Below are 26,568 nucleotides of genomic sequence, written 5' to 3'. Positions count from 1 at the left end.
ACTATCCTAAGCATAAAGTATACAGTAGCTGTAAAGTCAAGGAGTGAAGCTTTATGAAGAGCAGCAAGTACCTGAAAATCTCTGAACTGGCACAACTTGTCCATATCAACAAGCGGACTCTGCATTATTATGATGAGATCGGCCTGTTTTCTCCGGAATTCAAGGATACCAACGGCTACCGCTACTATGCGATGACGCAGATCATGGATTTGAGCATCATTCTTTCTTTAAGAGAACTAGGCATGCCGCTTGATGAAATCAGAGACATTTTAACAGGCAGTTTTAACGAATACACGCTGTCGCTGGAACACAAGCTGGATGACATTGAATCAAAAATTCGAGACCTGCACACTATCAAAGATATTATCTCACGGAAACTTGAATACATTGAAACGGCTGAGCGGTCGCATATGGACATCAACCGCATCACCTTAGATGACAGTTATCTGATATTAAGTGACCCGCTTAAAGACCCGTCTTTGCTGAATGTTCTGGATGAAGCACATCAGCTCGTCGATCAGAAAAGCCAGTACACCCTTCCAAACAACGAGTACGGCTTTATGATAAGCACGACTAAGAAGTTCGCTGATCCAAAAGACGAATCCTATGACTATTTATATATCGATGCACCTATAGACGACGATAGACACCATCTCAAGCCGGCCGGCGAGTATTTGTCACTGGTTTATCAGGGGACCGAGGACACGCTATATCTGACCTATGATAAACTGATCAACTACTGCAGGGAGCAGGAGATCGAACTAGAAGGCTACTTTTACGAAAAGGTGCTCCTCGATTCTATTCAGAAAAACCAGGATAATATGGTGACCGAGATCCAGGTGAAAATCAAAAACTAGCGGTGTAGCATTAAGTTTATCCCGACTTGTCAGTTTAAGTTGCCGGTTTTAAGGCAGCCACTTGGTCCTATTAACCAGCCTTTTGAGGTGATTAGCACCACTTTTTCACTTTTTTCATCAGAACTTGTCACAATACCTTTATTAGAACATCTTTCTGAGGAGATAGGCACTAAAACTTGTCGCAATAACGTTATTAGAACAGGTTTCTAGGAAGATACGTACTAAAACTTGTCGCAATAACGTTATTAGAACATCTTTCTAAGAATAAACGCATCAAAACGTGTAGCAAAACGAATATTGGAACAACTATTTACAAAATTCTCATTAAAACCTGTTCCAATATCATTATTAGAACAGATAGCTGGGGAGATACGCATTGAAACTCGTCACACTCATGTTTGAAAAACTTTAACTTGAGTGAAAACAGGAAAGAGTCTGGGACAGCGTAGCCCCAGACTCCTCCAATTATATTTTTTCCCGTTCATAGATACCGTGTCGGCCAAAGTAGCTTTTCGTTGCTTTGATGATGACCGGACTGAGCAGTAATAGCCCGATCAGGTTAGGCAGAGCCATCAGTCCATTCAGCGTATCAGCCAGCGCCCATATCGCGCGCAGTCCACCCACAGAGCCCACAACGATCAGAGGGATAAAGACCAGTCGGTAAAAGAGAATGACTTTGGGTCCGAACAGGAACTCGATGCAGCGCTCGCCGTAGTAAGACCAGCCGATCAGTGTGGAAAATGCGAAGAAGACCAGTCCGAACGTCACGATATAGCCGCCAAACGGGAGCCCTTCGTTAAAGGCTGAAGTGGTCAGCGCCGCGCCGTCCAGTCCTGTGTCTACAGAACCCGTCATGACGATAACTAAAGCTGTGATGGTACAGATGACGAGGGTATCCGCGAAGACTTCAAAGATTCCCCATAGCCCCTGACGGACTGGATGATCCGTCGTCGCTGCGGCGTGGGCGATCGGGGCACTTCCCAGTCCTGCTTCGTTAGTAAAGACTCCTCTGGCCACACCATATCTCAGTGACATGGTTAATGTAGAACCCGCAAACCCGCCTGCTGCAGCACTACCTGTGAAGGCCTCGCGGAATATGATACCTATAGCTTCAGGGATCAATGTGATGTTAGCCAGAATGATGATCAGTCCGCCCACGATATAGATGGCGGCCATGAAGGGCACGATGACTTCTGTCACTTTTCCGATTTTTTTGATGCCCCCGACGATCACTAAAGCAGACAGGACAGCCAGCACGATCCCCGTGACAAGTGGCTCAATGCCGAAAGTCTCATTCAGGGAAGCAGCGACAGAATTGGACTGGACCATATTCCCGATTCCAAAGGTGGCCATCGCCCCAAAGAGAGCGAAAAGTATGCCCAGCCATTTCATATTGGCACCGTTCGTCAGATAATACATTGGACCGCCGACGAAACGGCCGTCTTCAGTTTTCTCTCTGTAAACGATCGCCAAAACGACTTCTCCGTATTTCGTTGCCATTCCGAACAAGGCAGCTACCCACATCCAGAAAACGGCCCCCGGACCACCGATTGCGATCGCTGTCCCGACTCCGGCAATGTTCCCTGTCCCTACCGTAGCGGCCAGAGCTGTCGACACTGCCTGAAAAGCCGTGATTTCACCTTCCCCGACCTGATCTTTTTTGAATATCTTGAAGAAAGTCTGTTTCATCACATAACCGAACTTAGTGACCGAGATGAATCCTGTCAGTATACTTAAGAAGACACCCGTCCCCACTATTAAGATGAGAAACGGCCATCCCCAGACTAAATCATTGACAAACGCATTGAATTCCATTAATCTATCCATATTTCCCCCTTTTAATTCATTCCTCATTATTTTCTAATTTTAAATATACACAACTCTGCACCGAATGTACATCATTTTTTTTAACTAGATTTTTCCAAACGCTGCTTAGTGTGATAAACTATCTACAGTTCTTTCAAATTTAATTGTAAAAAATAATAGGAGGGTGTCCGCACTTATGACCTTACTCAAAGATTACAACCTGATGGACGACAAAAAACTGATTTTTTGGATAAATATGGCCGTTATTCCGTTGTTCTTTTTATTCATCGTCCTGTTCTCTACTTTTACCTATGTATTTTTTGGAACCAGTGATTTCGGCTATAGTGTCAGCAAGGATAACCTGCCCGGCTTTCTGATCTCGCTTGCGCTCTTTTTAGTCATTTACTTTGTACTCATCGTCGTGCATGAACTGATACACGGGATTTTCTTCAAAGTGTTCGATCCGGAGGGAAAAATCAAATTCGGCTTCAAGAACGGTATGGCCTATGCCACCAGTCCCAATTCCTATTACCAAAAGAACAGCTTCATCATGATATGTCTGGCCCCCTTCGTTTTCATTACAGCCGGCCTGATGCTTCTGATGGCACTTGGCCTTATCACCGAGTATTTCTTTGTCTTCTATGCCTCGATCCATGCGGCGTCATGTGCGGGAGACTTTTACTGGGTCATCCTGCTTTCCAGGCACTCCGGCGACATCCTTGTTGAAGACACTGAAAAAGGCATGACACTGTATCTGAAAGACTGACAGACGTACCTAAATAGATGGATTTTCGAATCGTTTAGAGATTGAAATAATCAAGAAATTTGGAATGGAAGTATGCTGTTACAGTGTCTGAAACAATACAGAAAGAGCCTTGAGCTGCATTGACATAATTGTCTGCAGCTCAAGGCTCTTAGTTTATATGTTAGCTTGAAAATTTTATAGATGTCAGCGGCTCTTGGAAGGCTGGCACACAGAAGTGCTTTACTTAATCTACATTGACCGACGAATTGTCTTTTGTCAGCGTATAGGCTATGCTTTCCACTTGGAAATACGTTTCCACCAGATTTTTCAGTTCCGAAGCTGCCTGGTCTGCTCGTTTAGCCTGTTCGGAGTTGATGGACTCAATGACTAAAACGGCATTTTCTGTGTCTTCCTGAAGCATCGTCCGCTTGGCTTCACGCCAGTTGAGGCAGCGGCAGACCGCTCCTTCGTCGTCATAGTAAATGATCTCTTCAGGCAGGGCCGGTGCATCAGTCTCTGCCCCGAGCGGAAAGAACGGTTCGCCGCCTTTTGCTTTGCCCAAGTGCAGGTCGCCTTTGATGACATCCAGGTCCTCTCCGCCACAAGGCACGGCATACTTCAGAGACACACTGTTGTAGATATCGACTAATGGATTGATCGGCGAAAAGTCCCGGTCCTGACTGGCGCGTTTGAGCAGGGCTTCGATGGATGACCGGGCCCCTTTTTTCGTTTTGAACTGACGGAAGGCCTGTCGCCATTCATCGATCACCGGATTCTGACTGAAGGGTTCCTCTGTCAGGAATGTTCTGGCTTCCTGTTTGCCTTTTTCAAGCAAGCCTTCAAAATACCCTTTATCTGATTCATCTGCGTTATTGTTCAATCCGTTGACGACCAGCACATTGATCTGTGCATCAGGGAACAGGTCCCAGAACTCTTTATTTACGTTGATTTTTGTCATACTTTTATCCTCCGCTCTTGATTTTAATACTCTCTCGTTTCGCCTTGCTTCACAGCTTTCCAGTCTGCTTCGATATTGTTTTTTACTTTTTCCAGCAGGATGGATAGGTTTTCGGCTTCTTCCCGTGTCAGCCCCTCAAGCGCTACTTCATTGGAATGCTTGTTTTCCCGGCGGATGTACGCCGAAGCTTCTGTCCCCTTGTCTGTGGGAAACAGCCGTTTGATTTTTTTATTGTCCGGGTCAGTTCTTTTTTCAATGAAGTTTTGTTTCTCCAACTTATTGATGGCTCGGGAAGCCGTTGTGCGGTCCACTTTGACCAGGTCAGCCAGTCTGTCAGGGATGATTCCCGGGTTCTCATCAATTCGGACCAGATACAGATACTGCCCTCTCGTGAGAGCCAGCTCTTTGAATTCGATATTCGCGATCGAGTCCAGTGCCCGGGCGATCACGCCGATGTCTCTTAGAATCTCGCTCATATGTCACCCCTTTGAATTAATAATGCATTCGCCTCAAGTTTCTTAGCATAATAATAGAATACAATATTTTTGTTGCATTTGCAACAATTAAAACGAAATATCCAATTCATACTACGTCAGTAACAGCCTTTCAGGACTTTGCTGCTGTCTGACTACTTTACCTATACATAAAGTGATACAATGAAGGCAATTAAATGAACTCAAAATTTTCTTAAACTCGTATGATAAACGTTTTTTTACCGTTCACTGAAGGGAGACTCATTATGGATACTTCAGTACTAAAGGTTTCACACTTGAAAAAACAGATTCAGAAAAAACTGATCATCGAAGATGTCAGCTTTGATATCCAAGCGGGTGAGATCGTCGGTTTCCTGGGTCCCAACGGTTCCGGTAAAACAACGACCCTGCGGATGCTTGTCGGCTTATCGACACCCACTTCAGGAGACGTTGAGATCTGCGGTTATTCTCTTAAAAAAGAGTTTGTCAAAGCGATGTCCAATGTCGGCTGCATCATCGAAGGACCGGATCTGTATGATTACATGAGCGGCTACCGGAATCTTGAACTGCTCGCCAGCATGTCAAAAGATGTGACGAAACAAAACATCGATGAGGCAGTCGCCTTAGTCGGGATGGAAAACCGCATCCATGATAAAGTGGCTGTATATTCCATGGGGATGAAGCAGCGTATCGGTCTGGCTCAGGCCCTGATCCATAAACCCAGACTGCTGATCCTGGATGAGCCGACGAACGGTCTCGACCCTCAGGGCATCCACGAATTCAGAGAGATCGTTAAAAATCTGGCCCGCGAAAAAAACATTTCAGTCCTGATCTCATCTCACCTGATCAGTGAGGTCCAGCTGATGTGCGACCGCGTCAGTATCATCAATAACGGCAGGATCATCCAAAGTGCATCGATCGATGATGCCCTGGTCACCGGCGAGGTCGTGTGGACATTAGACGATCCCAAAAAAGCTCAGTCGATTTTAAAAAACACGTTTGAGGTGGAGGCAGCGATCGCAGGACATACGCTTAGAGCCACGGTCGATCCAGGAAAACTTTCAGAAATAAATAAGACCCTGATCGAATCAGGCTTTGACATCACATATGTCGAAAATAAAAAGCGCACCCTGGAAGATCTGTTCTTGTCACTTACCGATAAACACACGATTTAGTGGAGGAGGATCGTTATGATCGCACTCGTACGGAATGAAGTACTGAAAATCCTGCTGAAGAAGAAAATGCCCCTGATCATTATTTTACTTCTGATTTTTGTCACCCTGCTCTCATATGGACAGAATTATGCTTACGAAAGAAATATCGAACAGTTCGAAGCGGAGTCTGGTGACACAACGTTTGACTGGCAGGGACTGACGATGCAGCGGCTCAGTGAGCTCGAAGAACGCAGCCAGAACGAATCCATCCCCGGCGAAGTACGGGCCTCTATCGACAGAGAGATCGAACAGCTAAATTATTTTATCGAAAACGACATCAATCCAGTCACCCCGACCGCGGCGAAGTTCAACGTGTCTTTCGCTGAACAGGGCATCACCTTATTCATTCCTTTGCTTATCGCTATCCTGGCGGCTGACCTCGTTTCCAGTGAATTTTCCAGAAAGACGATCAAAATCTTACTCACCCGCGCCGTCCCCCGGTGGAAAGTATTGCTGAGCAAGTATATTGCCCTGCTTATCATGACCACCCTCTTAGTGTTTATCATCGGGATCACGACGACTCTGGTTTCCTATCTCTTCTTTCAGGAGTGGGGCTTCAGCGAACCCATCGTGACCGGCTTCACACTATTTGAAGGCACACTGAATTCAGATTCCACGATACTGATCCCCAGATATCAGTATACTCTGCTGATCTATTCTCTCGTGTGGTTCGTTTCCATCATCGTCGCTTCAATTACCCTGCTGATCTCAGTGATCGTGGACACGAGTGCCTCAGCTATCGGCATCCTGATGGCGGCTCTGATCGGCGGCCAGTTCCTGCAGTTCTTCTTGTCCGACTGGGAACTGGTGAAGTATTTCTTCGTGACGAATCTGGATCTCACCCGCTACCTGACCGGATCCTACCAGCCGGTCGAAGGCATGAGTCTCAACTTTTCCATTCTGATACTGAGCGTCTGGGCAATCGTGTCCATAGCGATCAGCTTCATCGTTTTTAACCGCAGAGATGTCCTGGTCTGATCACATGCCCAAGGAGGTGCACCATGTTTAAAAAAGTCGTTTGGCCGCTGGTATCAATGAGTGCCCTGATCCTGGCGCTAGTGTTTGTTTTTGGATTCGTCACGTCCATCATTATCAGCGGAGATGAAGCAGGTGTTCAGACAGAAACACAGACGGAGTCCCCTGAAGATATGCCAGAAGATGTCATGCCGCCGGATGGCGCTTCTGACATCCTCATCCTCGGCGACTCCATCGGTTTCGGTGTCGGAGACGAAGAAAATCTGGGGATCGGAGAAAGATATCTGAATCTGCTGGAAGAAGACAGTGAGACAGATACAACCATCACAAACAGTTCGGTCCCAGGTTTTGAAAGCAGTCAGCTGGCAGACTTGATCGAGAGCAGAGAAAACCGGACAAGCATTGCCGGTGCCGAGCTGATCATCCTTTCGATCGGCGGCAACGATTTGAACCGCCTGAACTTAGAGGACAACGTGACGCTCGCCCCTGCCTTCGAAGAAACACTGAACACCTATAAAGAAAATCTGACATTTATCCTGAGTGAGATCCGGTCCATCAATCCGGATGCACAGCTGGCGATCATTGGTTTGTATAATCCATACAGCGAGGACGACCCTCAAAATGCACGCTTTTTATTAGACTGGAATCATGAAACACGACTGATCGTCAATTCGGATGCTGCTTTTGCCTATATCCCGACCTATGAACTGTTCGCCTATCATTTAGACGCGTATCTCTCCCAAGATGACTTTCATCCAAACGGGATGGGCTATCAGGTCATTGCAGAAACACTCTTCCGGATATTGAACTAGAGCACTAAATAACTTATCATTAAGCATAAACGCATGAAGGAGTGATCTTATTTTCACATTGGGAAGAATGATCGATTTCAACTACAAAACAAACCAGCTGATCGTCCTGTTGACACTGGCGGTCACGGCTGTGGGATGGCTGGTGACTGGCGCATTTCTATCAGGTTTATCTATCGGTGTTGGTGTGTTTCTGTCCTGGGCACTGGCTAGGGAAATCGATCCGAAACATGACTATTCAGCAATTCTGGCTGCCGGCTTTGCACTTATCAATCTATTTTACTATGAATCGGTCCAGCTGCTGATCATTGGCTGGCTGCTGCTCGTTTTAAGGATGGTCAACGGCCTGTGCGGGAAAGCGGTGACTGTCTTTGATATGCTTTTGACTTTGGGCCTTACGATCTATTTGTCTTTTAGTAACGACAACAGTATTTATCTCGTGGTCTTTCTTTTAGCCATATATCTTGTTTCAAAAGGACGAAGGCTGACACGGACCTTCGTCATCATCAACGCGATCGCATCCGTGCTGTTTCTGGTACAGAGTTTCTTTCTGGATTATTTGAATTTCCATCCTGTCTCTGGCATGGATACGCTCACCACAGTTTTTTTCACTCTTATTGGGTTATCATTTATCCTCTTCTGGTTTTTGTCCCGGGAAGAAGCTTTAGATGATCAGGGAAATAAAGTAAACAGATCCAGACTATTTGCTGCTCAAATCTTATATAGTGCCTCCGTTCTGCTTATATTTTTCTTTGACGACGTCAGTCTAAACAATCTGATCATCTATGCATCCGTTATTCTTGCTGTTACTTTATATTATATTGGATCAAAGCTAGCTAAAGCTTTTTAATGCAATAAAGCACCTCTTTATCCGTCCAAAACTGGATGATAAAGAGGTGCTTTGCTTTAGTTGAGATTATTTTACTGTTTCTTCTTTGACTCTTAACGGTTTTAAGGCTTTGCTCCAGGCGTTGACCTGATCGAGCATGGCATTCATGTTGACTAAGTGCAGGTCAGCCGGTTTGAATGTCGTGAAGTTTTCAAAATCAGTGAACAGAGACAAGGTCGGATGCACACGAACGTCTGCGATCTTCAGTTCAGCAAACACACCGCGGAGATGTTCAGCCGCACGCGCGCCGCCGGTCGAACCGTAGCTCACGATACCGGCTGCTTTGTCATGCCAAGCTTCTCTCAAGTGGTCGATCGCATTTTTCAATACACCTGTATAGCTGTGGTTATATTCCTGAACAACAAAGACAAAGCCGTCCAGACTGTCGATTTTTTCGTTCCAGGCCGCGATACCAGGTTCTGTTCCATCTGTGGTTCCCAAGAATGGCAGCTGATATTCAAGGATATCTATGATCTCATAGTTTGCGTCCTCGCGTTCGTCTGCGATTTCCTTGACCCATTCGCCGACCTGCGGGCTGACGCGGGCATCCCTTGTGCTGCCTAATATAATACCAATGTTTAATTTATTTTCCATGATTAAACTCTCCTTTTTCTGTTTTATTTAGTGTTCCTCTTATTCTTTTAAACTTAATCGATCGGGTCCAGTTTGCTTTCGATCTCTTCTCGTCTGTCTTCCAGAAACGGCGGCAGGACGAGTTCTTTGCCTAAGTGCTCAGGATCCTGATCAACGGTGAACCCGGGTCCGTCTGTCGCGATTTCAAACAGGATGCCGTTGTGTTCCCGGAAGTATAAACTTCTAAAGTAATACCGGTCGACTTCTCCAGAGGACGGGAATCTGTTCTGTCGTGCCATTTCGTCCCAGTACTGGAGCTCCGATTCTTCACTCACACGCAAGGCTAAATGATGGACACTGCCTCTTCCCGGTTTCTCATCCGGTCCATCCAATTGCCTGACTAAGATCTCACCATAACTATCTTCCTTCACTGTCTGAAACAGTGCTTCGTTGCTGTCTCGGTAAACCTCTTTATACTTCATCCGGTCAGTCAGGGTCTCTTTGAATGTCTCACTGTCTCTTACCGTGATCTCGATCGGCCCCATCCCGCGAATCTGATGTTCTACAGGGACTGCCGACTCTTTGTAGCTTTCCCAAGTATCCATTTCTTCACCATCAGCCACCAGGAGGACCAGCTGCAGGCCGTCCGGGTCTTCAAACTTCAGCCCCTTGCGCTTGGCATAGGTCGTGATGCTCCCGTGATAGACATTTAAGTCTTCAAAACGCGCTTTCCAATACGCCAGGCTTTCTTCTGACGGGACCATCAGACCGATGCGTGTAATGGCGTTGGTCCCTCGGTGAGTCCTTCCGATGCTCGGCATTTCAAAAAAGGTCAGGCCTGTACCCGGACTGCCCGTTTTGTCTCCGTAAAACAAATGATACATCGTCGGGTCGTCCTGATTGACCGTGACTTTTACCCGATGCAGCCCTAAAATATCTTTATAGAATGTATCGGTTTCTTTCGCATTTTTCACCAGCATGGAAATGTGGTGATGTCCTAATAGTATCGACATGATGATTCCTCCTCATGGTTTTAATTTGACTAGTCAAGTGATGACCCAAAAAAAAGTTGCCCGCATTTAGGTATTCAACTTTTTTTCAGTGTGCTTCTGCACTTTTGTCATCAGAGCATACAATTCTTTCTGTTCAGCTTGGGTCAGACACTCGTCCATCAGTGACGTCTGAAAGTCCAGCTGATCTTCAAAGACTTCATCCAGTTTCCCTTGGCCTGTTTCAGTCAGGCTGATCCACTTGGTTTTCCATTCAACCGTCCGCGCGATGTACCCCTCGCGTTCAAGCCGGCTCAACATGCGGGAGATCCCGCCGGCTGAAATCGTGATCTTGTCAGCCAGTTCACTTTGAGATAAAGGCTGATACGTGCCGATCTGATTAAGTACGTCAAACTGTGCTGCAGTGATGTCATACCTTTTTACATTATCGTTAGAAAGCAACGCACTCTGATGAGTGAACCGTGTAATACGCACCCATATGAGTGAAGCTAATGTATTTTTTCTCACCGGTATCATTCCTTTCTATATTATCAGTTTACATGTAAAGCGATAAGGATGCAAGGAGTATTTTAAACTTTCTAAATTAAATGTCTCAGCCTATTATTAAAAGACACTAGTGTAGAAAGCATCCTATCTGTTAAAACGACGGGCTCTTAGTTGCCGGTTCATCTTGCAAAGCGTTATAATCAGGTTGAAATAACCGAGAAAAATCATAGTCATGATTGGCTGTACATAATTTGAATTCATAGAGGAGGACACACAATGAAAACCCTGATCGCCTATGCGAGCAAACATGGATGCACCGAAAAATGTGCGAATATGCTGGAAGAACAACTGGAAGGAGAAATAGAGAAAATCGATCTGAAAGAGAAGACGGAAGTTGATTTTTCACAGTACGATACCGTTGTCCTTGGCAGTCCAGTCTATGTAGGAAAGATATTAAAAGAAGTGGATATATTTGCTAAGACCAACTTAAACGAACTAAAACAGAAAACGATCGGCCTGTTTATCTGCGGCATGCAGGAAGAACACACCCTGAGGAACGAACTGGAAGTCAATTATCCGCCGGAATTACAGGAGAAAGCTGTGGTCAGAGACTGCTTTGGCGGAGCGTTCGATTTCAATGAGATGAATTTCGCTGAAAAAATGATCACTAAAAAAGTTGCAAAAGTCACCGAAGATGTATCGGCCATTCGAGAAGATGTCATTCAGAATTTTGCGGAGACTTTAAATCAGCAGTTAAATAAAAGTCTCTAATCATAAATGACTGTTGCACAATCATTTATCGTTAAGCCCGACTTTAACTATAGAGACCCCCAAATACACAGGTATCACGAGTGTGTATTTGGGAGTCTCTTAATTTCTATTTTCCATTCAACATCTCATTTAGTTACTCTTATCAATTTTAAATCTCGCCTATTTTTTTGCCACCGCGTTCGTCTTCCCATTCTTTCAACACACGTTTTTCATCAGGATCCCGCGGTCTCTTTCGCTTAGGTGAGGCTGACAAGTCACGTCCCAACCGCTTTTTTATCTTTAATAGTTCCATTTCACTCATTCCCTTTGGCGCCTTGATTACCACATTGTCTACTTTAAGTTTAGTCATTATCAGCCCCCCTTTTCATCTAAAGTATATCATATTCTTACATAATCACTCTTTTCTTAATTCTTTTAAGTACTTAGTTACTTTATCAATGTTTTTTACATCGGATTCTGAAAAAGAGTTTAACCAATTCGTAAGTTCATTTAGTGTTAGCTCACTATCTCTTATAGCCACAAATGTCTCTTCGTGGTCTTCTTCGTCTTCGTAAGTATATCCCATAACTAATGGAGATAATGATAAACCATAAAATGTTCCGCTTTTTGCCGGTAGTGCAATAATTTTGTATTTTCCTAATTCAAACAAAGTATGAGGAACACCTTCTCTTTGAAGATACAGGATCAGTTCAAATTGTCGTTTCTCAGAGGTAGCTACTTCCTTAACTATATCGTAAAAATAGTCAAATAACTCTCTTTCTGCTTTATCCAAAGTGTTTCTAATATAAGTGATGTCCAATTTCTTGTGGTACTTTTTTATCAACTGATAGATCCACTCATCCTGCATGTATTCATCCCACTGCACCAATGCGACAAGACGGTCTTTAATAATATCTTCAACACCAATAACGGACAGTTCAAAACCATCTTCTGTGGTCACGTTTCTGATATAGTGTTCATCTGCATCTTTCAGAACTGAATCCGGAACTTCGACAAAAACATTCAGCTCATCGTGAATACTGTTCCTGCCCTCATGACGGAAACCTAGATCACTCAATGCCTGCATGATTTTCTCATGGTTCACACCCACAAAATCGATGTCCTGTGTCGTGTAACCGCCGTCTGTATAGATTTCTACTGACAGACCACCAACGACGATCAAGTCAATGTCATAAGCTTTTTTAACATAATCCGTTATCACACCAGCAACACGAATAAGTTTATCTGTGTTTGTATCAGGTACAGATTTGAGTTCATCTAAAACTGTCAGATAGTTATTCACATTCACAGAATCCCTCCTCTTGCTCTTCATACCTATTATACGCTTTTAATTATTTATTCAACAATGGGAGCTATTTATCTGTAATAGAACTTAAGCGTAAATAGCAAAAAAGAACCTCTATAGAGAGATTCTTTTTTGAAATTCTAGTGCTGAAACTTTTTGTGTTTTTACTGATAGTATTGTACCTGGGCAGTCCAGAGTTCAATGTGAATAAGACCCTTGTTACAACCTAAACGACCCCGAGAATAATAAAATTTTCCGGGGTCGTTTTACTTTCTCTTCCTCTCAGATCACCCTCTTAGAAATCCGCCTTCTGAATTGATGACCTGACCTGTGATCCACTCTGACTCTTCGCTGGCAAGGAACAATGCTAATCGAGCGGCATCTTCAGGCAATCCCATTCGCCCTGACAAGAATTTGGGTGTCAACTCTTCTTGAATCTCATCTGTCATCCAGCCGGTATCTGTTGGACCCGGATTGATGGCATTGACTGTTATGCCTAAAGGTGCCAGTTCCGCTGACAACGATAGCGTGAAGGCTGATATGGCTCCTTTAGTGGCAACATAAGCCAATTCTCCCGGCATCGGCCCTTGAGCTTGCCCAGAAGTCAAATTGATGATTCGGCCGCCGGACTTTTTCTGCTTTTTGAAGCGGCGTGCAAATTCGACGCTCAAAAGAAGAGTCGCCCGCATATTGACTGCATAATGGTCATCAAGTGTCTTGGCATCCAAGTTCATGTAGCCGTCTCTTGTGGAGTGTGCGGCATTATTGACTAGGATCGTTGGGCTGCCTAATTTGCGAGTCGTTTCTTCGATGATTTTCTGCGGTGCATTCGGGTCCGAGAGATCGACTTCCATATCGCTGCACTCGATCCCATTTATTTCTGTTAGCTCTTCCTTAAATTTTGCGGCCCAACCAGCCCCAGACTTCCAGTGCGTAAAGAATAGTGTTGCACCTTCTTTCGCCAGCTCACGGCAGATCGCCGCACCGATCCCCTGCCCATGGCTGACACCTGTCACGACGGCAATAGCATCATTTAGTTTCATACACAGCTCTCCTGTCCTAGTGTTTCTGAATAATATTTACGATTTCATCTCCGTATTTTTCTACCTTAGCCTTGCCAAATCCATTAACTGACTGTAGTTCTTCTTTGCTCTTTGGCATCTTATCTATCAATGCTGTTAACTGCTTATTACTGAAGATATAGTAAGCTTTAATATTTTCTGAACGGCTCCTGCTTAACCGGAACTCTTTCAGCTCTTCATATAAGTCTTTTTTCTTTGCAGACGACGGCTCATTGATTGTCGTTTTAGTTTTCATATCCAAATGATCTGTATCATCGGTTTCTTGTTTATCACTATTCAATGTATACGGTTCATACTTCTTGGTATAATCTTTGATACGCTCTTTATGTAAATCCAAGTATGACTGTGCACGGTCTAACAGCTCTTTGTCAGAAAGAACCGCGCTGTCTGAGCGTTTATACGCTTCTTTTATGTATCTCACCAGCTGATCCGCCCGTATCACCTTGTCTTTCACTTCTTTTTTTGCGTACTTTGCATTGAGTACCGTTTTAGGATTAGCCAGCACAACGACCGGTATGTTGAATTCATCAAAATATCTCTCTGAAATAAACTTAGTCAAGACATTATTTTTACTTTCCACTCTGATCTTTTTCAATAAGTCCATATGACGCTGGTTCTGTGTGATAGGTGAATAGATGCCTTCCTTCTTCTTGACCCCTTTATATTCTGTGGTGCGTACAAAATCGCCTGCATTATTAATGTCGATATTCCCATACAGATTTTTACATTCGATGATAAACGTTAATTTCTTTGTCACAACCAGGTAATCGATCTGTGCACTTAAATCATCCTCCTCAAGATATAGGTCATGCAGTATATACATAGGGATATGGCTGTTTTCAAGTTCGAACCTTATATTCTTTTCTCCTGCTATGCCGTACTCCAGGAACTTAATATCTCGTTTCAGCATCTTGATTCCTTCCGCATTAAGGGTCGGTTTCAAGTCCTTCAGCTTTTCCAACTGTTCTTCCGCATTATTACTCTCTTTGAAAAAAACCGGTTCTTTCATTTTGTTAAATAGCTTCATCAGGCAGTCACTCCTTTAAGTTAACAGCTCAGGATCAAATTAATTTAATTAAATATATACTAAATTGTACCATACTATTGCATAGTCGATGGATGAAACGTTCTTTATTATATGATTATTTCTACTAAATTATAATGAGCGATTAGGCTTTGATGCCTAATCACTTCCATTTTAGCACTGCTCGCTGAATATTTTCGTTGAGTTCACCGAAATCTGGACCACATAGCATCGCTCAAATTTATTTTTCCTTGGGTTTACCGATATAGCACCTATCTGGCATCACTCAAATCTTTTTTTCTTAGAGCTTGCCGATATAGCCCATATTTGGCATCACTCAAATCTAATTTTCCTTGAGCTTACCGATATTTGCCCTTCTTAACACTACTCACTCATATTTCAGCCTGAGTTTGCCGAGGATTGCTCTATATAGCATCGCTCACTGATCTTTTCGGCTTGAGCTTGCCGATGTTGGCCCTACTTAGCACTACTCTCTCATATTTTTGCCTGGGCTAACCGATAACTGCTGTAATTGTATTGTTATCGCTCGAATCCTTCAACTTTTAAAGAATTCCCATTCTCCCCATACAGAACGCCGTCATGCGTGGTAAAATAGAAAGTAGAGTATCTATATGAAAGAAGGATAAATTCAATGAATCCAATTAAATTAACCACCCTGACGACTAAAGGCGGCTGCGGCTGCAAGATCGGGCCCACTGAACTGCACGAGGTTCTGCTTGACCTTCCCGTACAGAAAAAAGACCCGAACCTGCTTGTCGGTGTAGATACCGGCGATGATGCGGGCGTATACAAACTGACTGATGATCTGGCGATCGTTCAGACCCTGGACTTCTTCACACCGATAGTTGATGATCCCTACGACTTCGGTCAGGTCGCTGCGGCGAATGCCTTGAGTGATGTCTATGCCATGGGCGGCACACCGATCACGGCCCTGAACATCGTGGCATTCCCGATCTTCGATTTAGATAAAGCGATCTTGACAGAGATCCTGCGCGGGGCCAGCGACAAGGTGCAGGAAGCGGACTGCAATCTGGTCGGTGGTCACTCGATCGACGACAAGGAACCGAAATTTGGTCTGTCGGTCACCGGAACGATCCATCCCGACCGTATCCTGACCAATGCCGGCGCAAAAAAAGGCGACAAACTGATTTTGACTAAACCGATCGGTGTCGGTATTTCGACCACTGCGATCAAACGCGGTCTGCTTTCTGAAGAAGAAACGAAACGCGTCACCCATGTCATGGCCACACTGAATAGAACAGCGGCAGAAGTCATGAAAGACTTTGACGTGCACGCCTGTACCGATGTCACCGGCTTTGGTCTGCTGGGTCACTTGACTGAAATGGCAACGGAAAGCCATCAGGCGATCACGCTTAATAAAGCCGATGTCCCTGTCCTGCCGCGTGTCAGAGAACTGGCTGAACAAGGCGTCATTCCCGGCGGTTCTAAGAACAATCTGAAACATGTGAAAGAGGCTGTTCACTTTGATGAAAACCTTGACGAAATAGATCAAGTCATTCTAGCCGATGCCGTGACTTCAGGTGGGCTGCTTATGGCCATTGGCGGAGAAGATGCTCCGGCACTTTTAAAGGCGCTTCAGGATAAAGGCATCGATGCGAAGCTCATTGGAGAAGTCTCTGACGGGGAACCCGGTCATACTTACGTAAAATAAGAAAGGATACACTATGTTTAAAGATGTTACACCAGAAGAACTTTATCATTTAAAGAACCAGGATCACACGCTGGTCGATGTCCGGTCACCAAAGGAATTTGAAGAAGCAACGATCCCAGGTGCCATCAACATTCCCCTCTTCTCAAACGAGGAACGGGCACAAGTCGGAACAACCTATAAACACGAAGGTCAGAATGCCGCAAAAGAACTGGGACTGGAGATCTTTTCGAAAAAACTCCCGGCCTTTATCAAAGAATTCAAAGAGCTCGGCACACCGGTTACTGTGTTCTGCTGGCGCGGCGGCATGCGCAGTAAAACGGCTGCGACCGTCAACAACCTGATGAACGTTAAAGTCAATCGTCTGACAGGCGGCATCCGAGGCTACCGCAACTGGATGAAAGAGCAGCTGAACACTTTACCACTGCCACCTCTGTATGTCCTGAACGGTCATACCGGCAACGGTAAAACACACATCCTTTATCAGCTGAAAGACGAAGGCTATCCCGTCATCGACTTGGAAGGCATGGCTGCTCACCGCGGCTCTATCTTCGGCGGTATCGGGCTCGAACCAAACAACCAGCGCATGTTCAATCTGCTTTTAGGCGAGGCACTCCTTGACTATCAGGATCGCCCTTATATCCTAATTGAAGGTGAGAGTGCACGCATCGGTAAAATCATGATCCCGGACCGCTTCTATCAGCACAAGGAAACGAGTCCCCAGCTGTTTATCGATCTGCCCATCGAAGAACGGGTCAAAAATATTTTGAGCGACTATTCTCCTTCTGACCATCACGAACAAGTTGTAGAAGCCTTTCATGGAATCAAGCGCCGCATCCATACACCGGTGGCTCATGCGATAGAGGAAGCTTTAGAAAACAGAGACTATCCGGAAGTCGTCAAAAACCTTCTGACCTATTACTACGACCCGCGCTACTCGCACTCCACCGCCTGTGACGAAGAACTGATCACATCGATCGCTGGCGACTCAGTTGAAGATGCAACGGAAAAAGTGAAGCAACTGCTGTCGTCTAAAAGTATGGATCTGAAACGCGAGGGCGTCAAATGATCGCAGAAACAAAAGAAGATTTTAACGGACTGAAAGCCATCGGAAAGATCTGTGGAAGCATAAGAGATACACTGGTTGAAAAGACTGTACCTGGTATCACGACAAAAGAACTCGACGAGCTGGCGGGCAGACTGTTTCAAGAAGCTGGTGCCCAGTCAGCACCCAAGCAGATCTATGACTTCCCGGGCTTCACCTGTATCAGTGTGAACGAAGCAGTCGCCCACGGCATCCCCGACGACCGGGTCATCGAAGAAGGCGATCTGGTCAATATCGATGTTTCCGGATCCAAGAACGGCTATTTTGCGGATACCGGCATCTCTTTTGTCGTCGGGAACGGACACCCGGGGCTGAAATTGATTTGCGATGTAGCCAAAGAAGCCTTTGAAGCTGGCCTATTGAAAGTGAAACCCGGTGCTAAGACCAGCGCGCTCGGAAAAGCCGTGCATGAGACGGCTAAGCAGAACGGGTTGACTGTGATAAAAAACCTGACTGGACACGGTGTCGGGCGGTCGATTCATGAGAAACCCGACCACATTTTCAACTTCTACACGAAGTATGACGATGTCGTTTTAGAAGAAGGGATGGTCATCGCTTTTGAACCCTTTATTTCCACGCTCGAAGAGGACGTTTTCCAGTCAGACGACGGCTGGACTTTCTTAACTGATGAAAGTTATGTTGCCCAGTACGAACATACCATAATTGTGACGAGTGACGGACCGATACTCACGACGGCCTGATATTCTTGGGTGGCATAATCTGATCACAACCGTAAAAGGAGTGGATCCAGTGTCTGTACCTGTATACGAACCTCTAAACACATTGAAAGAAGTCGGTCCAGACATCTGGATCGCAGACGGGGATATCATCAAAATGGATATGCTGGGATTTGGTTTGCCTTTTTCAACGCGAATGACGGTCGTGAAGTTAAAGGACCGGTCTCTGTGGATCCATTCCCCGATCGATCCTGACGTGCAACTGTTCCAAGAAATCGATGCGTTAGGCGAAGTGAAACACCTCGTTTCTCCGAATAAAATCCATTACGCTTATATCGCTGAATGGAAAAAACGTTATCCAAACGCCACGGCCTGGTCGAGTCCCGGTGTCGAAAAGCGAGCCGAGTCTCAGGATATCCAGACAGATTTCAACCGTCCTTTAAAAGACGAAGCCCCTTCTGACTGGTCAGACAAGATCGATCAGCTTATTTTCAAAGGGAGCCGTGCACTCGAAGAAGTCGTCTTTTTCCATAAAGAGAGCCAAACGCTGATCCTCACTGACCTGATCGAGAACTTTGAACCCAAGCGCACATCCAATATCTTTCTGAGAAACTTGTACAAGCTGGCCGGCATCGCCTATCCAGACGGCAAGACGCCCATCGATCTGCGCATGACCTTTGCCGGACAAAAGGAACAGGCCCGAGAATGCTATAAACGGATGCTCAGCTGGCAGCCCGAGAAAATCATCCTCGCCCATGGCCACTGGTATGATCAAAACGGGACTGAAGAACTCAAGCGAGCTTTCAGATGGCTGGACAAATAGAATAAAATGCCTGCTTCTCTTTTCGAGAAACAGGCATTTTTCGCGTTTGTCATCTATTTTTATCGGGATTCTTTCGGCGGCTCACACACGTCGCATTTACGCTGATTCTTATTTTTGAATTTCGTCAATGTTTTTTCAAACCTATTGCCACAAGCACATCTGAACTCTAATCGTTGAGAAAATCCTGTAAACTCTGTCGAGAGTAATCTGCTGTCTGAATTTTTATTTACAAAGTCATTGATCTGATCGATCGTCCATCTTTTCTTCAATTCTTTACACCTCCGTGTCATTTGAATAGTCGGAGACTATACTGTAACTTTCTTTCATACATAAGTTGACAGTATACCATGACACGGTTACGTATCAAACAGTTTATTGTTCAGTTGTAATAAGAAGCTGGACTAATATCTAACTTCCCTGATCATCTATTTGAATCGTATAATCTTCATAACTATGAATATCTCTCAGTTCAATGACCCATTCGTCTGCATTGTCATCAAAGGAAATCGAACGGACGACTAAGGATTCAGGATCTAAGGATTCTTGAGATAATGCAGATCTTAAAGCTTCTGCTTCAGATAGATCAGCCCCATCCGGGATACGGCTATCCATTATTTCCAGCTCTCCCATTCCAGCTTGTGCAGGATACGACTGATCAACGCCTCCTTCAAACCATACGTTTACTTGCTCGCCGACATCCACAGTTTCAGTCACATTACTTACCCAGACCGCATCATAAAACTCTTCAATTCCTCCAGCTCCACTAAAATCTTCAGGTTCTGTGTTAACGACAAGGATGCTATCTTCACTTGTTGCTATGACATAGCCGGTGATACTCGGCTCTCCCCTCAAGAAATTTAAATTATTGCATCCAGATAATACAAGTAGGCACAAAATGCCTAAAATCACTAAAGTCTTGTTTTTCATGTGACCTCTCCTCATATTTATAGTAATAGTCTATAGTGGGTTTAACGACTTTGATAACGATGTACAGGATTAAATCATCCTAGAGTATCAAGTAGTCTTTTTTGTTACATCGTTATTAGAGAACCTACTCAATATCTAAGGAGAAAGCATAACTAGCATTTCCTTGTGGCCAATGTGCCAGCACTTCACAGATAATTTCACCTTCGCCAGACAAGTCAACCATATCTGACTCGCTTAGAACATTAGTATCTTCATCCCAGATCCTTACGGTATAGCGGTCGGGTTCTTCTTCGAAGTTAAACGTAATAGTAGTGTCTGCAGTGACTTGCAGTGGGTCCATAGTACTGACTAATTCTGGCGGTGCTACAGAATCTACTTCGATACCATCAAATGTACTATCTTCATTTTCAACACTCCAGCTGTACGTACCAAGAATCGGAATAAGGCTTTCTTCTCCGACTTGAATATGCAATTCTGGTGGCTTAGGTCTAGCTTCTTCGGGACTCACGTCAGTGCTGGTTTGGTCACTCCCATTATCATTGTTCACTTCACTTATTTCATCTGTATCGGAACAACCAGCTAATGCTAGAACACCAATTAACATAAAAGTGTAAACGCTAAGTTTCATCATTCACGACCTTTCTCAATATTATATCCCTTAGTATTATGTATGGATTGAATTTCCATCCTTAGTATACCTTACATTTAAATACTTTATATTATTTAGCGCCAAATATATCTTTACTTTTTCCTAAACTGATATGAATTCCTATATTTTCAAATATGAATATTACTAAGTGTCTTTTAATTCTATTTCATCAATCATCAAATAATCGGGTTTAAAATTGAATCAAACCCAAACATTTGATATAATTAACCAAATAATCGGGTGATAATTATAAATATACCCAATTATTAGAGTAGGAGGTCCCTCAATGAGAAACGCACTGCACATCAATGACTTGATAGAATTTCTTAAAAAAAATCACCCTATAAACACACAGGATTTCTTAGATTTCTACCACCAATTTGATCCTGATTTACCTATCACTACATTGAGATGGCGTATATACGAATTAAAAAAAGAAGGAGTAATATTCAGTCCTAAGAGAGGATTATATGCTCTTAATGAAAAAAAACTTTTCCAACCGAAACCAACTAAAAAGATGACTGAACTAGCACATCTGTTACAAGGGAAATTCCCATATGTAGATTTCAGTATATACCCGACCAAATGGATCGGCAATCTATCCAGCCATGTTTATCAGACGGATAACCTTATCGTCGAGATAGATGCAGATGTGCTGGAGGCTGCCTTTCATTTTTTAAAAGAAAACTATCCAAATACATTTTTATCTCCTGATCAAAAGATGTATGACTATTACATCTCTCCACAGGAAGAAAACATCATCGTCAAACGTTTGTACGTAGATTCTCCATTAAATAAAATCAACAATAATTATTACACACCGAAATTAGAAAAACTTATTGTTGATTTGCTGATTAATGATCCAATCATTTTACCGATAGGAGTCTCAGATATTCGTACCGTTATTATGAATATCTTGGATACGTATAGCATCAATTATTCGACATTAAATCGATATGCTAAAAAAAGGAATGCTGAAAAATCGCTGGAAAAGTTGCATTTAAAAGGAGGGCCAGGAACTGAATGATTACTGAAAAGAGTTTGACCACAGATTGGTATAATAAATTAAATCATGACTATAAAAAATTAGACCACAACCTGTTAGACAAAGTAACTCATGCTTTTTATCTGCTGGAGAAACTTACAGATAGGAAGCTGAATTTTATTTTTAAAGGCGGCACCTGTTTGTTGCTTTTATTAAAAAACCTGAAGAGATTCTCGATTGATATCGATATTATTATTACTGATAAAATACTGATAGAAGATTTATCTGATCTTTTACAAGAGGTAGTTGATCAGTCTAGTTTCACACGCTTTGAAGAACACGTTCGTTATCAAACAGCAATTCCAAAAGCGCATTTTAAATTTTACTATACATCACCTCTCGATAGCACTGAATCGTATGTACTACTTGATATTCTATATGAAGAATCTCCATACAATCGACTGATTGAACTCCCAATTGAGAACCCTTTCATTGATGCTTTACCACCCTCCAAAGTTGTTATTACTCCTGATATAGATAATCTTCTGGGGGATAAACTAGCAGCATTTGCTCCAAATACAACCGGTATCCCTTACGGTAAAGGTAAAGAAATGGAAATCATTAAACAGTTATTCGATATTGAAAGTTTATATGATCAAGCTGAGGATTTAACAGAAATCAAAGATACCTTTATTAAATGCACTGAGCAAGAACTTATCTATCGTCAGTTAGACTATTTAAGTCCAAACGATGTATTAGATGATATTATAAAAACGGCATGTATCATTGGCGGGAGAGGAAGTATCGAAAAAGAAACTTTTCTACAGCTGGAAGATGGTGTACGAAGAATAAAATCTCATATCATCAATCGGAACTATATCGTAGAAGAAGCAGTAGTCAGTGCTGCAAAAGCATCTTACTTAGCAAGTCTACTAAAAACGGGGGCAAGAGAGATTGAACGTTTTGACCCGTCTCAGCCATCACTTGAATTGACTGGTATACCACTATTCAAAAAAATGACTAAAATAAAGAAATTCAGTTCTGAAGCATTTTATTATTTCGTGAAAACGCAAGAGAGCATTCAGTGATTTTGCGTCAGCTTAACAAAAATGCCATAATCTAATTTATATTATTTCATCAAATTGTAAAAATTGTTCAGTTAAGCTTACTCGATTGGACGACTTTAAAGTTGATCTATTTTTAGTTATATACACTAGCATCTGATATAGACACTTTCGATATTGCTTATATCTATTTAAGGTTTTACCCGTACTTTTTCTGATGCTCTTTCTTCAGCTTCAGATACTCTTCATCTTCTCTGACGATTATCCATTTCTCTTCAAAGATGGCCGCTGATTCTGCCTTTTCTTTATCGATCTGTCTCTCTTTGACTTCACCGTTATCGTCGTACTTCCTGCCGCCTTTATAGTTGGCGTAGCGGCGCGCACGTGTATAGCCCATCTGGAGATATTTTCTTGCCATATCCATCCCGACAAAGTCCCCGGCTTCTTTATAATCCAGGTACATCTGATAGATTTTATCGGAAGATTCCTTTGCAATGTCAGGGGTCTTGAAGCGCCAGTGCGGAAGGATCTCGCTTTTATATGGCTCCACCATCAGCACCCCCTGCTCACCTCTACCCACTCTGTAAAGTTCCGGCTGCTCGCGAAAGTTGATGGTGTCAAAATCCAGATCATAGTCGAATGCCACGGTCCTCACCTCTTTCCTTTTTTCTCTTCGTAGGAATGCAAGCTGTCTCATTTACTTATTCTTATCATAGCATAAGACTTCACCGGTTCCCTATTACTATCCATCTAAAGATACAAGAAGCTCAGATAATAACTAAAAAAAACACGTTCCCACTTCAGTAAGTCTTTCTGTTACTGAAGTGGAGAACGTATTTTTTGATTGCTTAATTTTTGGAGAGCTTTGTTAAAACTTAAATGCAAAATTATGCATGAATTTTTGAGCAATGCGGTAAAACTGTTCTTCTTCCATATTTTCTACAAACTGAATATTTCTTTTGGCTCTTTCACTATAGTCCAATGAGTAAACCTGGTTTGTATTAACCTTACTGGTTGACTTAGAAGGTAGCTTTTCGGAAGTTATTTTAACTAGGAAGGGATGATCTTTGTCTGTTGATGTAATCGGACAAACAATGACCATGTTCGTACTTACATTATACTCATTTCTACTTAATACAAGTGCAGGTCGTCTTTTCTTAATCTCGTACCCTTTAGAAGGATCGAAGTCTATAAACACGATATCACGTTGTCTTGGACTATATGTCATCGAGTTCTCCTTCGCTTGGAACATACCCAGCATCTAACTCGGGCATATCGTATTCGCCTTCTGATACATCTTTGAAATGGTCTTCCTCTTTAGGGATGAGCGCGATAGCACCATTATCTTTTTTGATGATGAAAAATTCTTCGCCTTCTTTGATACCTAAAGCGCTGGGAAGAGTAATCATTATCGAGTTCCCCTGTTTACGGGCTTTTATTGATGACATAGTATGACCTCCCTTTATCACCTGTATTATAACATGTAATTACTACCCATTACAATGAATGCTGTAGTTTCCACAAATAAAGGTTTATTAACTGAGCCATACTAAATCAGCTTCTCAGTCCGCGACCTGTTTCGATCAGATACCAGTCGATGGCGTAGAGGACCACGATGAATATCACGAGTATACCCATGGACAACAGGATCGGTACATCGATGATGCCAAGGAAGCCGTAGCGGAAGCCAGAGATCATGTAGACGATCGGATTGACGCGTGAAACGGCACGCCAGAACGGCGGCAGCATCGAGATCGAGTAGAACACGCCACCCAGATAAGTCAGTGGCTGCAACACGAAAGTCGGTACGATCGAGACGTCGTCAAAGGACTGGGCAAAGATGCCGTTGAGTAACCCTGCGAGTGAGAACAGAATAGACGTCATCAACAGCGTTACGATGATCATGACCCATGAATAGGCCTGCAGAGGAACAAAGAATAGGGAAATGATGGTCACAAGTGTCCCGACCAGGATACTCCGACCTAGCCCGCCGACCACGAAGCCCCACATGATCACGTGTGTCGGTACAGGTGCGATCAGCAGCTCTTCAATGTTTTTCTGGAACTTCTGCGAGAAGAAAGATGACGAGACATTGGAATACGAACTCGTGATCACGGACATCATGATCAGTCCGGGAACGATGAACTCCATGTACGAGAAACCTTCCATCTCGCCGATCCGACCGCCGATGAGATTACCGAAGATGATAAAGTACAAGGAAGTCGTGATGACCGGTGGAACCAAAGTCTGTACCCAGATTCGCAGATATCGGTTGGTTTCTTTAACGGCCAGACTTTTTAATGCTGTGTAATATAGATTAAACATGGGCACCCTCCACTTGGTCATTTTCTTCGGTGATCTTCAGGAACAGCTCTTCCAGTCGGTTGGACTTGTTGCGCATGGACAAGACTTTGATGTCCTGCTGGGACAGCTGTTCAAACACATCGTTGATCCCCTGGTTACGCTCGACTTCAACATGAAGGGTCGACTCATCGACCATTTCACTCGGATAACCTGTGATTTCAGGGACTTGTCCTGCCGTATCCAGATCCAGGATAAAGGTCTCAAACATGAGTTTTGACAGCAGGCTCTTCATGCTCGTGTCTTCGATCAGTTCCCCGGCCCGGATAATCCCGATGTTACGGCAGAGCATCTCAGCTTCTTCCAGATAGTGCGTGGTCAGGATAATCGTCGTACCGTTATTGTTCAACTCTCTTAGAAAGTCCCACATCTCACGACGCAGTTCGATATCCACGCCGGCTGTCGGTTCGTCAAGGATAAGTAAACGCGGTTCGTGCATCAGTGCACGGGCGATCATCAATCGGCGCTTCATCCCGCCTGACAGCATACGGGCGCGGACATCGCGTTTTTCCCATAGGTCAGACTGTTTCAGATACTTTTCGCTGCGCTTCAGGGCTTCTTTACGAGGCACACCGTAGTAGCCTGCCTGATTGACGACGATCTGCTGGACCGTTTCAAAGGGATTGAAGTTGAATTCCTGAGGGACCAGACCAATCTGCTGCTTGGCACGTGTCAAATCCGTATCTATATCGTAGTCGAATACCTTTACATTTCCAGAAGTCTTATTGACGAGTGACGTGACGATTCCGATGGTGGTCGACTTCCCGGCACCATTTGGACCCAAAAGGGCGTAAAAGTCCCCTTCTTCAACCGTCAAGTCAATGCCGCGCAAGGCTCTCACCCCGCCTTTATAGACTTTTTTCAAATCTTTGATTTCTAGTGCATAAGTCATCTAATTTATCTCCTTAGTTACTTTCTTGTTTTTCCGCTGTATTCAAAAACACTCGATTTCTATTATAGCATATTTCGGCTTATTTTTAGTTAGCACATTTATCAGAAAAATCAGCTGCCATCTTACAGAATAACTCTTTTCACCGTTAGACTCAATGCATCTATCCGATTCTCAGTGTTTTAATGGCGATTTTCAATAATAAAAGCCCAGAACAGACTTCTCAGGGAAGGATGTTCTGGACTTTTTCATTCTTTGCTTTGTTTTCGAAGACTTTATTCAATAGTCCGGATCCAAATCAGCTGTAAAATGCTCTTTTATCTAGCAAAAATGGGTTCGACAGGATTATTGGAACAACTTATTTCAAAAAGGAGAGATTAACTTGTTCTAATAACTGTATTGCAACCACTTATGTCGCTCAAAAGTGAAAAAACATGTTCT

General features: G+C 43.6%; 30 protein-coding genes. 13 read left to right on the top strand and 17 right to left on the bottom strand.

The annotated features are described in order from the left end of the window. Positions 1-53 precede the first annotated feature (53 nt). Positions 54-857: a MerR family transcriptional regulator gene (locus AB4027_RS01775; RefSeq protein ID WP_368645722.1), complete on the top strand. Its 804-nt coding sequence runs from the start codon at positions 54-56 to the stop codon at positions 855-857. A gap of 465 nt (positions 858-1,322) precedes the next feature. On the opposite strand, the gene AB4027_RS01770 is transcribed toward AB4027_RS01775, so the two are convergent. Then, on the bottom strand, positions 1,323-2,684 hold the full coding sequence (locus AB4027_RS01770; RefSeq protein WP_368645721.1) for an alanine/glycine:cation symporter family protein: 1,362 nt from the start codon (positions 2,682-2,684) through the stop codon (positions 1,323-1,325). 175 nt (positions 2,685-2,859) lie between these two features. Between AB4027_RS01770 and AB4027_RS01765 the strand changes: the two genes are divergently transcribed. Continuing rightward, on the top strand, positions 2,860-3,429 hold the full coding sequence (locus AB4027_RS01765) for a DUF3267 domain-containing protein (RefSeq protein ID WP_368645720.1): 570 nt from the start codon (positions 2,860-2,862) through the stop codon (positions 3,427-3,429). Positions 3,430-3,652: 223 nt separating this feature from the next. Here AB4027_RS01765 and AB4027_RS01760 read toward each other — a convergent pair whose 3' ends face one another. Together AB4027_RS01760 and AB4027_RS01755 are read right to left on the bottom strand one after the other, a co-directional pair. After that, the gene (locus AB4027_RS01760) at positions 3,653-4,366 is read right to left on the bottom strand and encodes a B3/4 domain-containing protein (RefSeq protein WP_368645719.1); all 714 of its coding nucleotides are present in this window, start codon (positions 4,364-4,366) and stop codon (positions 3,653-3,655) included. Positions 4,367-4,389: 23 nt separating this feature from the next. Continuing rightward, entirely contained in the window at positions 4,390-4,842 is a 453-nt protein-coding gene (locus tag AB4027_RS01755; protein ID WP_368645718.1) for a MarR family winged helix-turn-helix transcriptional regulator, read from the bottom strand. Positions 4,843-5,105: 263 nt separating this feature from the next. On the opposite strand from AB4027_RS01755, the gene AB4027_RS01750 reads away from it, so the two are divergent. The 4 genes from AB4027_RS01750 (at position 5,106) to AB4027_RS01735 (ending at position 8,687) form a co-directional block, all read left to right on the top strand. Then, complete coding sequence (locus AB4027_RS01750; protein ID WP_368645717.1) at positions 5,106-6,014, top strand: ABC transporter ATP-binding protein; 909 nt, start codon at positions 5,106-5,108, stop codon at positions 6,012-6,014. A 15-nt stretch (positions 6,015-6,029) separates the two neighbouring features. Further along, positions 6,030-7,031, top strand: a complete 1,002-nt coding sequence (locus AB4027_RS01745) for an ABC transporter permease (RefSeq protein ID WP_368645716.1) — start codon at positions 6,030-6,032, stop codon at positions 7,029-7,031. A 23-nt stretch (positions 7,032-7,054) separates the two neighbouring features. Further along, positions 7,055-7,840, top strand: a complete 786-nt coding sequence (locus tag AB4027_RS01740) for a GDSL-type esterase/lipase family protein (RefSeq protein WP_368645715.1) — start codon at positions 7,055-7,057, stop codon at positions 7,838-7,840. A 67-nt stretch (positions 7,841-7,907) separates the two neighbouring features. Then, entirely contained in the window at positions 7,908-8,687 is a 780-nt protein-coding gene (locus tag AB4027_RS01735; protein ID WP_368645714.1) for a hypothetical protein, read from the top strand. A gap of 66 nt (positions 8,688-8,753) precedes the next feature. On the opposite strand, the gene AB4027_RS01730 is transcribed toward AB4027_RS01735, so the two are convergent. The 3 genes from AB4027_RS01730 to AB4027_RS01720 form a co-directional block, all read right to left on the bottom strand. Further along, a complete protein-coding gene (locus AB4027_RS01730) occupies positions 8,754-9,320 on the bottom strand; it encodes an NADPH-dependent FMN reductase (RefSeq protein WP_368645713.1) in 567 nt (188 codons plus the stop codon). 53 nt (positions 9,321-9,373) lie between these two features. Beyond that, a complete protein-coding gene (locus AB4027_RS01725; protein ID WP_368645712.1) occupies positions 9,374-10,312 on the bottom strand; it encodes a ring-cleaving dioxygenase in 939 nt (312 codons plus the stop codon). 66 nt (positions 10,313-10,378) lie between these two features. Continuing rightward, positions 10,379-10,816, bottom strand: a complete 438-nt coding sequence (locus AB4027_RS01720; protein ID WP_368645711.1) for a MarR family winged helix-turn-helix transcriptional regulator — start codon at positions 10,814-10,816, stop codon at positions 10,379-10,381. Positions 10,817-11,071: 255 nt separating this feature from the next. Here AB4027_RS01720 and AB4027_RS01715 point away from each other — a divergent pair, with 255 nt between their 5' ends. Then, positions 11,072-11,566 carry a flavodoxin domain-containing protein gene (locus AB4027_RS01715; RefSeq protein ID WP_368645710.1) on the top strand — a complete coding sequence of 165 codons (495 nt, stop codon included), beginning with the start codon at positions 11,072-11,074 and terminating at the stop codon, positions 11,564-11,566. A gap of 148 nt (positions 11,567-11,714) precedes the next feature. On the opposite strand, the gene AB4027_RS01710 is transcribed toward AB4027_RS01715, so the two are convergent. The 4 genes from AB4027_RS01710 to AB4027_RS01695 all read right to left on the bottom strand — a co-directional run bounded on the left by AB4027_RS01710 (position 11,715) and on the right by AB4027_RS01695 (position 14,960). Beyond that, positions 11,715-11,915, bottom strand: coding sequence for a hypothetical protein (locus tag AB4027_RS01710; protein ID WP_368645709.1), 201 nt, complete (start codon positions 11,913-11,915; stop codon positions 11,715-11,717). A 45-nt stretch (positions 11,916-11,960) separates the two neighbouring features. Next, on the bottom strand, positions 11,961-12,854 hold the full coding sequence (locus AB4027_RS01705) for a hypothetical protein (protein WP_368645708.1): 894 nt from the start codon (positions 12,852-12,854) through the stop codon (positions 11,961-11,963). Between the two features lie 284 nt (positions 12,855-13,138). Continuing rightward, complete coding sequence (locus tag AB4027_RS01700) at positions 13,139-13,894, bottom strand: SDR family oxidoreductase (RefSeq protein ID WP_368645707.1); 756 nt, start codon at positions 13,892-13,894, stop codon at positions 13,139-13,141. A gap of 16 nt (positions 13,895-13,910) precedes the next feature. Continuing rightward, complete coding sequence (locus AB4027_RS01695) at positions 13,911-14,960, bottom strand: HRDC domain-containing protein (RefSeq protein WP_368645706.1); 1,050 nt, start codon at positions 14,958-14,960, stop codon at positions 13,911-13,913. 649 nt (positions 14,961-15,609) lie between these two features. On the opposite strand from AB4027_RS01695, the gene selD reads away from it, so the two are divergent. The 4 genes from selD to AB4027_RS01675 are packed head-to-tail and all read left to right on the top strand — an operon-like array spanning position 15,610 to position 19,252. Beyond that, a complete protein-coding gene (gene selD / locus AB4027_RS01690; protein WP_368645705.1) occupies positions 15,610-16,650 on the top strand; it encodes a selenide, water dikinase SelD in 1,041 nt (346 codons plus the stop codon). Between the two features lie 13 nt (positions 16,651-16,663). Next, positions 16,664-17,716: a tRNA 2-selenouridine(34) synthase MnmH gene (gene mnmH / locus AB4027_RS01685; protein ID WP_368645704.1), complete on the top strand. Its 1,053-nt coding sequence runs from the start codon at positions 16,664-16,666 to the stop codon at positions 17,714-17,716. After that, positions 17,713-18,453, top strand: a complete 741-nt coding sequence (gene map, locus AB4027_RS01680) for a type I methionyl aminopeptidase (protein WP_368645703.1) — start codon at positions 17,713-17,715, stop codon at positions 18,451-18,453. The genes mnmH and map overlap by 4 nt, the downstream gene beginning before the upstream one ends. A gap of 40 nt (positions 18,454-18,493) precedes the next feature. Further along, a complete protein-coding gene (locus AB4027_RS01675) occupies positions 18,494-19,252 on the top strand; it encodes a DUF4336 domain-containing protein (protein WP_368645702.1) in 759 nt (252 codons plus the stop codon). A 408-nt stretch (positions 19,253-19,660) separates the two neighbouring features. Here the strand turns inward: AB4027_RS01675 and AB4027_RS01670 are convergent, their stop codons facing one another. Both AB4027_RS01670 and AB4027_RS01665 read right to left on the bottom strand, forming a co-directional pair. After that, the gene (locus AB4027_RS01670; protein WP_368645701.1) at positions 19,661-20,179 is read right to left on the bottom strand and encodes a DUF3221 domain-containing protein; all 519 of its coding nucleotides are present in this window, start codon (positions 20,177-20,179) and stop codon (positions 19,661-19,663) included. Between the two features lie 124 nt (positions 20,180-20,303). Further along, on the bottom strand, positions 20,304-20,810 hold the full coding sequence (locus AB4027_RS01665; protein ID WP_368645700.1) for a hypothetical protein: 507 nt from the start codon (positions 20,808-20,810) through the stop codon (positions 20,304-20,306). 304 nt (positions 20,811-21,114) lie between these two features. On the opposite strand from AB4027_RS01665, the gene AB4027_RS01660 reads away from it, so the two are divergent. Beyond that, the gene (locus tag AB4027_RS01660; RefSeq protein WP_368645699.1) at positions 21,115-21,855 is read left to right on the top strand and encodes a DUF6577 family protein; all 741 of its coding nucleotides are present in this window, start codon (positions 21,115-21,117) and stop codon (positions 21,853-21,855) included. Next, positions 21,852-22,901 carry a nucleotidyl transferase AbiEii/AbiGii toxin family protein gene (locus AB4027_RS01655; RefSeq protein ID WP_368645698.1) on the top strand — a complete coding sequence of 350 codons (1,050 nt, stop codon included), beginning with the start codon at positions 21,852-21,854 and terminating at the stop codon, positions 22,899-22,901. The genes AB4027_RS01660 and AB4027_RS01655 overlap by 4 nt, the downstream gene beginning before the upstream one ends. 175 nt (positions 22,902-23,076) lie before the next feature. On the opposite strand, the gene AB4027_RS01650 is transcribed toward AB4027_RS01655, so the two are convergent. The 5 genes from AB4027_RS01650 to AB4027_RS01630 form a co-directional block, all read right to left on the bottom strand. After that, positions 23,077-23,523, bottom strand: coding sequence for a DUF4385 domain-containing protein (locus AB4027_RS01650; RefSeq protein ID WP_368645697.1), 447 nt, complete (start codon positions 23,521-23,523; stop codon positions 23,077-23,079). Between the two features lie 222 nt (positions 23,524-23,745). Further along, on the bottom strand, positions 23,746-24,105 hold the full coding sequence (locus tag AB4027_RS01645; RefSeq protein ID WP_368645696.1) for a type II toxin-antitoxin system PemK/MazF family toxin: 360 nt from the start codon (positions 24,103-24,105) through the stop codon (positions 23,746-23,748). Further along, complete coding sequence (locus AB4027_RS01640) at positions 24,095-24,325, bottom strand: AbrB/MazE/SpoVT family DNA-binding domain-containing protein (protein WP_091489413.1); 231 nt, start codon at positions 24,323-24,325, stop codon at positions 24,095-24,097. The genes AB4027_RS01645 and AB4027_RS01640 overlap by 11 nt, the downstream gene beginning before the upstream one ends. Before the next feature lie 106 nt (positions 24,326-24,431). Continuing rightward, positions 24,432-25,202, bottom strand: coding sequence for an ABC transporter permease (locus AB4027_RS01635; RefSeq protein WP_368645695.1), 771 nt, complete (start codon positions 25,200-25,202; stop codon positions 24,432-24,434). Next, complete coding sequence (locus AB4027_RS01630; RefSeq protein WP_368645694.1) at positions 25,195-26,130, bottom strand: ABC transporter ATP-binding protein; 936 nt, start codon at positions 26,128-26,130, stop codon at positions 25,195-25,197. Before AB4027_RS01630 ends, AB4027_RS01635 begins: the two co-directional genes overlap by 8 nt. Between the last annotated feature and the right edge of the window lie 438 nt (positions 26,131-26,568).

Source organism: Alkalibacterium putridalgicola, assembly GCF_040959045.1.
Lineage (GTDB): Bacteria > Bacillota > Bacilli > Lactobacillales > Carnobacteriaceae_A > Alkalibacterium > Alkalibacterium putridalgicola.
The sequence above is the reverse complement of the archived record's forward strand: the minus strand, read 5'-3'. Positions and strand labels throughout refer to the sequence as shown.

What these genes read in the sequence shown, in the direction of transcription:
- AB4027_RS01775 (WP_368645722.1), top strand. Translation starts at nt 54, where the DNA reads ATGAAGAGCAGCAAGTACCTGAAAATCTCTGAACTGGCACAACTTGTC.
- AB4027_RS01770 (WP_368645721.1), bottom strand. Translation starts at nt 2,684, where the DNA reads ATGGATAGATTAATGGAATTCAATGCGTTTGTCAATGATTTAGTCTGG.
- AB4027_RS01765 (WP_368645720.1), top strand. Translation starts at nt 2,860, where the DNA reads ATGACCTTACTCAAAGATTACAACCTGATGGACGACAAAAAACTGATT.
- AB4027_RS01760 (WP_368645719.1), bottom strand. Translation starts at nt 4,366, where the DNA reads ATGACAAAAATCAACGTAAATAAAGAGTTCTGGGACCTGTTCCCTGAT.
- AB4027_RS01755 (WP_368645718.1), bottom strand. Translation starts at nt 4,842, where the DNA reads ATGAGCGAGATTCTAAGAGACATCGGCGTGATCGCCCGGGCACTGGAC.
- AB4027_RS01750 (WP_368645717.1), top strand. Translation starts at nt 5,106, where the DNA reads ATGGATACTTCAGTACTAAAGGTTTCACACTTGAAAAAACAGATTCAG.
- AB4027_RS01745 (WP_368645716.1), top strand. Translation starts at nt 6,030, where the DNA reads ATGATCGCACTCGTACGGAATGAAGTACTGAAAATCCTGCTGAAGAAG.
- AB4027_RS01740 (WP_368645715.1), top strand. Translation starts at nt 7,055, where the DNA reads ATGTTTAAAAAAGTCGTTTGGCCGCTGGTATCAATGAGTGCCCTGATC.
- AB4027_RS01735 (WP_368645714.1), top strand. Translation starts at nt 7,908, where the DNA reads ATGATCGATTTCAACTACAAAACAAACCAGCTGATCGTCCTGTTGACA.
- AB4027_RS01730 (WP_368645713.1), bottom strand. Translation starts at nt 9,320, where the DNA reads ATGGAAAATAAATTAAACATTGGTATTATATTAGGCAGCACAAGGGAT.
- AB4027_RS01725 (WP_368645712.1), bottom strand. Translation starts at nt 10,312, where the DNA reads ATGTCGATACTATTAGGACATCACCACATTTCCATGCTGGTGAAAAAT.
- AB4027_RS01715 (WP_368645710.1), top strand. Translation starts at nt 11,072, where the DNA reads ATGAAAACCCTGATCGCCTATGCGAGCAAACATGGATGCACCGAAAAA.
- AB4027_RS01710 (WP_368645709.1), bottom strand. Translation starts at nt 11,915, where the DNA reads ATGACTAAACTTAAAGTAGACAATGTGGTAATCAAGGCGCCAAAGGGA.
- AB4027_RS01700 (WP_368645707.1), bottom strand. Translation starts at nt 13,894, where the DNA reads ATGAAACTAAATGATGCTATTGCCGTCGTGACAGGTGTCAGCCATGGG.
- AB4027_RS01695 (WP_368645706.1), bottom strand. Translation starts at nt 14,960, where the DNA reads ATGAAGCTATTTAACAAAATGAAAGAACCGGTTTTTTTCAAAGAGAGT.
- selD (WP_368645705.1), top strand. Translation starts at nt 15,610, where the DNA reads ATGAATCCAATTAAATTAACCACCCTGACGACTAAAGGCGGCTGCGGC.
- mnmH (WP_368645704.1), top strand. Translation starts at nt 16,664, where the DNA reads ATGTTTAAAGATGTTACACCAGAAGAACTTTATCATTTAAAGAACCAG.
- map (WP_368645703.1), top strand. Translation starts at nt 17,713, where the DNA reads ATGATCGCAGAAACAAAAGAAGATTTTAACGGACTGAAAGCCATCGGA.
- AB4027_RS01670 (WP_368645701.1), bottom strand. Translation starts at nt 20,179, where the DNA reads ATGAAAAACAAGACTTTAGTGATTTTAGGCATTTTGTGCCTACTTGTA.
- AB4027_RS01665 (WP_368645700.1), bottom strand. Translation starts at nt 20,810, where the DNA reads ATGATGAAACTTAGCGTTTACACTTTTATGTTAATTGGTGTTCTAGCA.
- AB4027_RS01660 (WP_368645699.1), top strand. Translation starts at nt 21,115, where the DNA reads ATGAGAAACGCACTGCACATCAATGACTTGATAGAATTTCTTAAAAAA.
- AB4027_RS01655 (WP_368645698.1), top strand. Translation starts at nt 21,852, where the DNA reads ATGATTACTGAAAAGAGTTTGACCACAGATTGGTATAATAAATTAAAT.
- AB4027_RS01645 (WP_368645696.1), bottom strand. Translation starts at nt 24,105, where the DNA reads ATGACATATAGTCCAAGACAACGTGATATCGTGTTTATAGACTTCGAT.
- AB4027_RS01640 (WP_091489413.1), bottom strand. Translation starts at nt 24,325, where the DNA reads ATGTCATCAATAAAAGCCCGTAAACAGGGGAACTCGATAATGATTACT.
- AB4027_RS01635 (WP_368645695.1), bottom strand. Translation starts at nt 25,202, where the DNA reads ATGTTTAATCTATATTACACAGCATTAAAAAGTCTGGCCGTTAAAGAA.
- AB4027_RS01630 (WP_368645694.1), bottom strand. Translation starts at nt 26,130, where the DNA reads ATGACTTATGCACTAGAAATCAAAGATTTGAAAAAAGTCTATAAAGGC.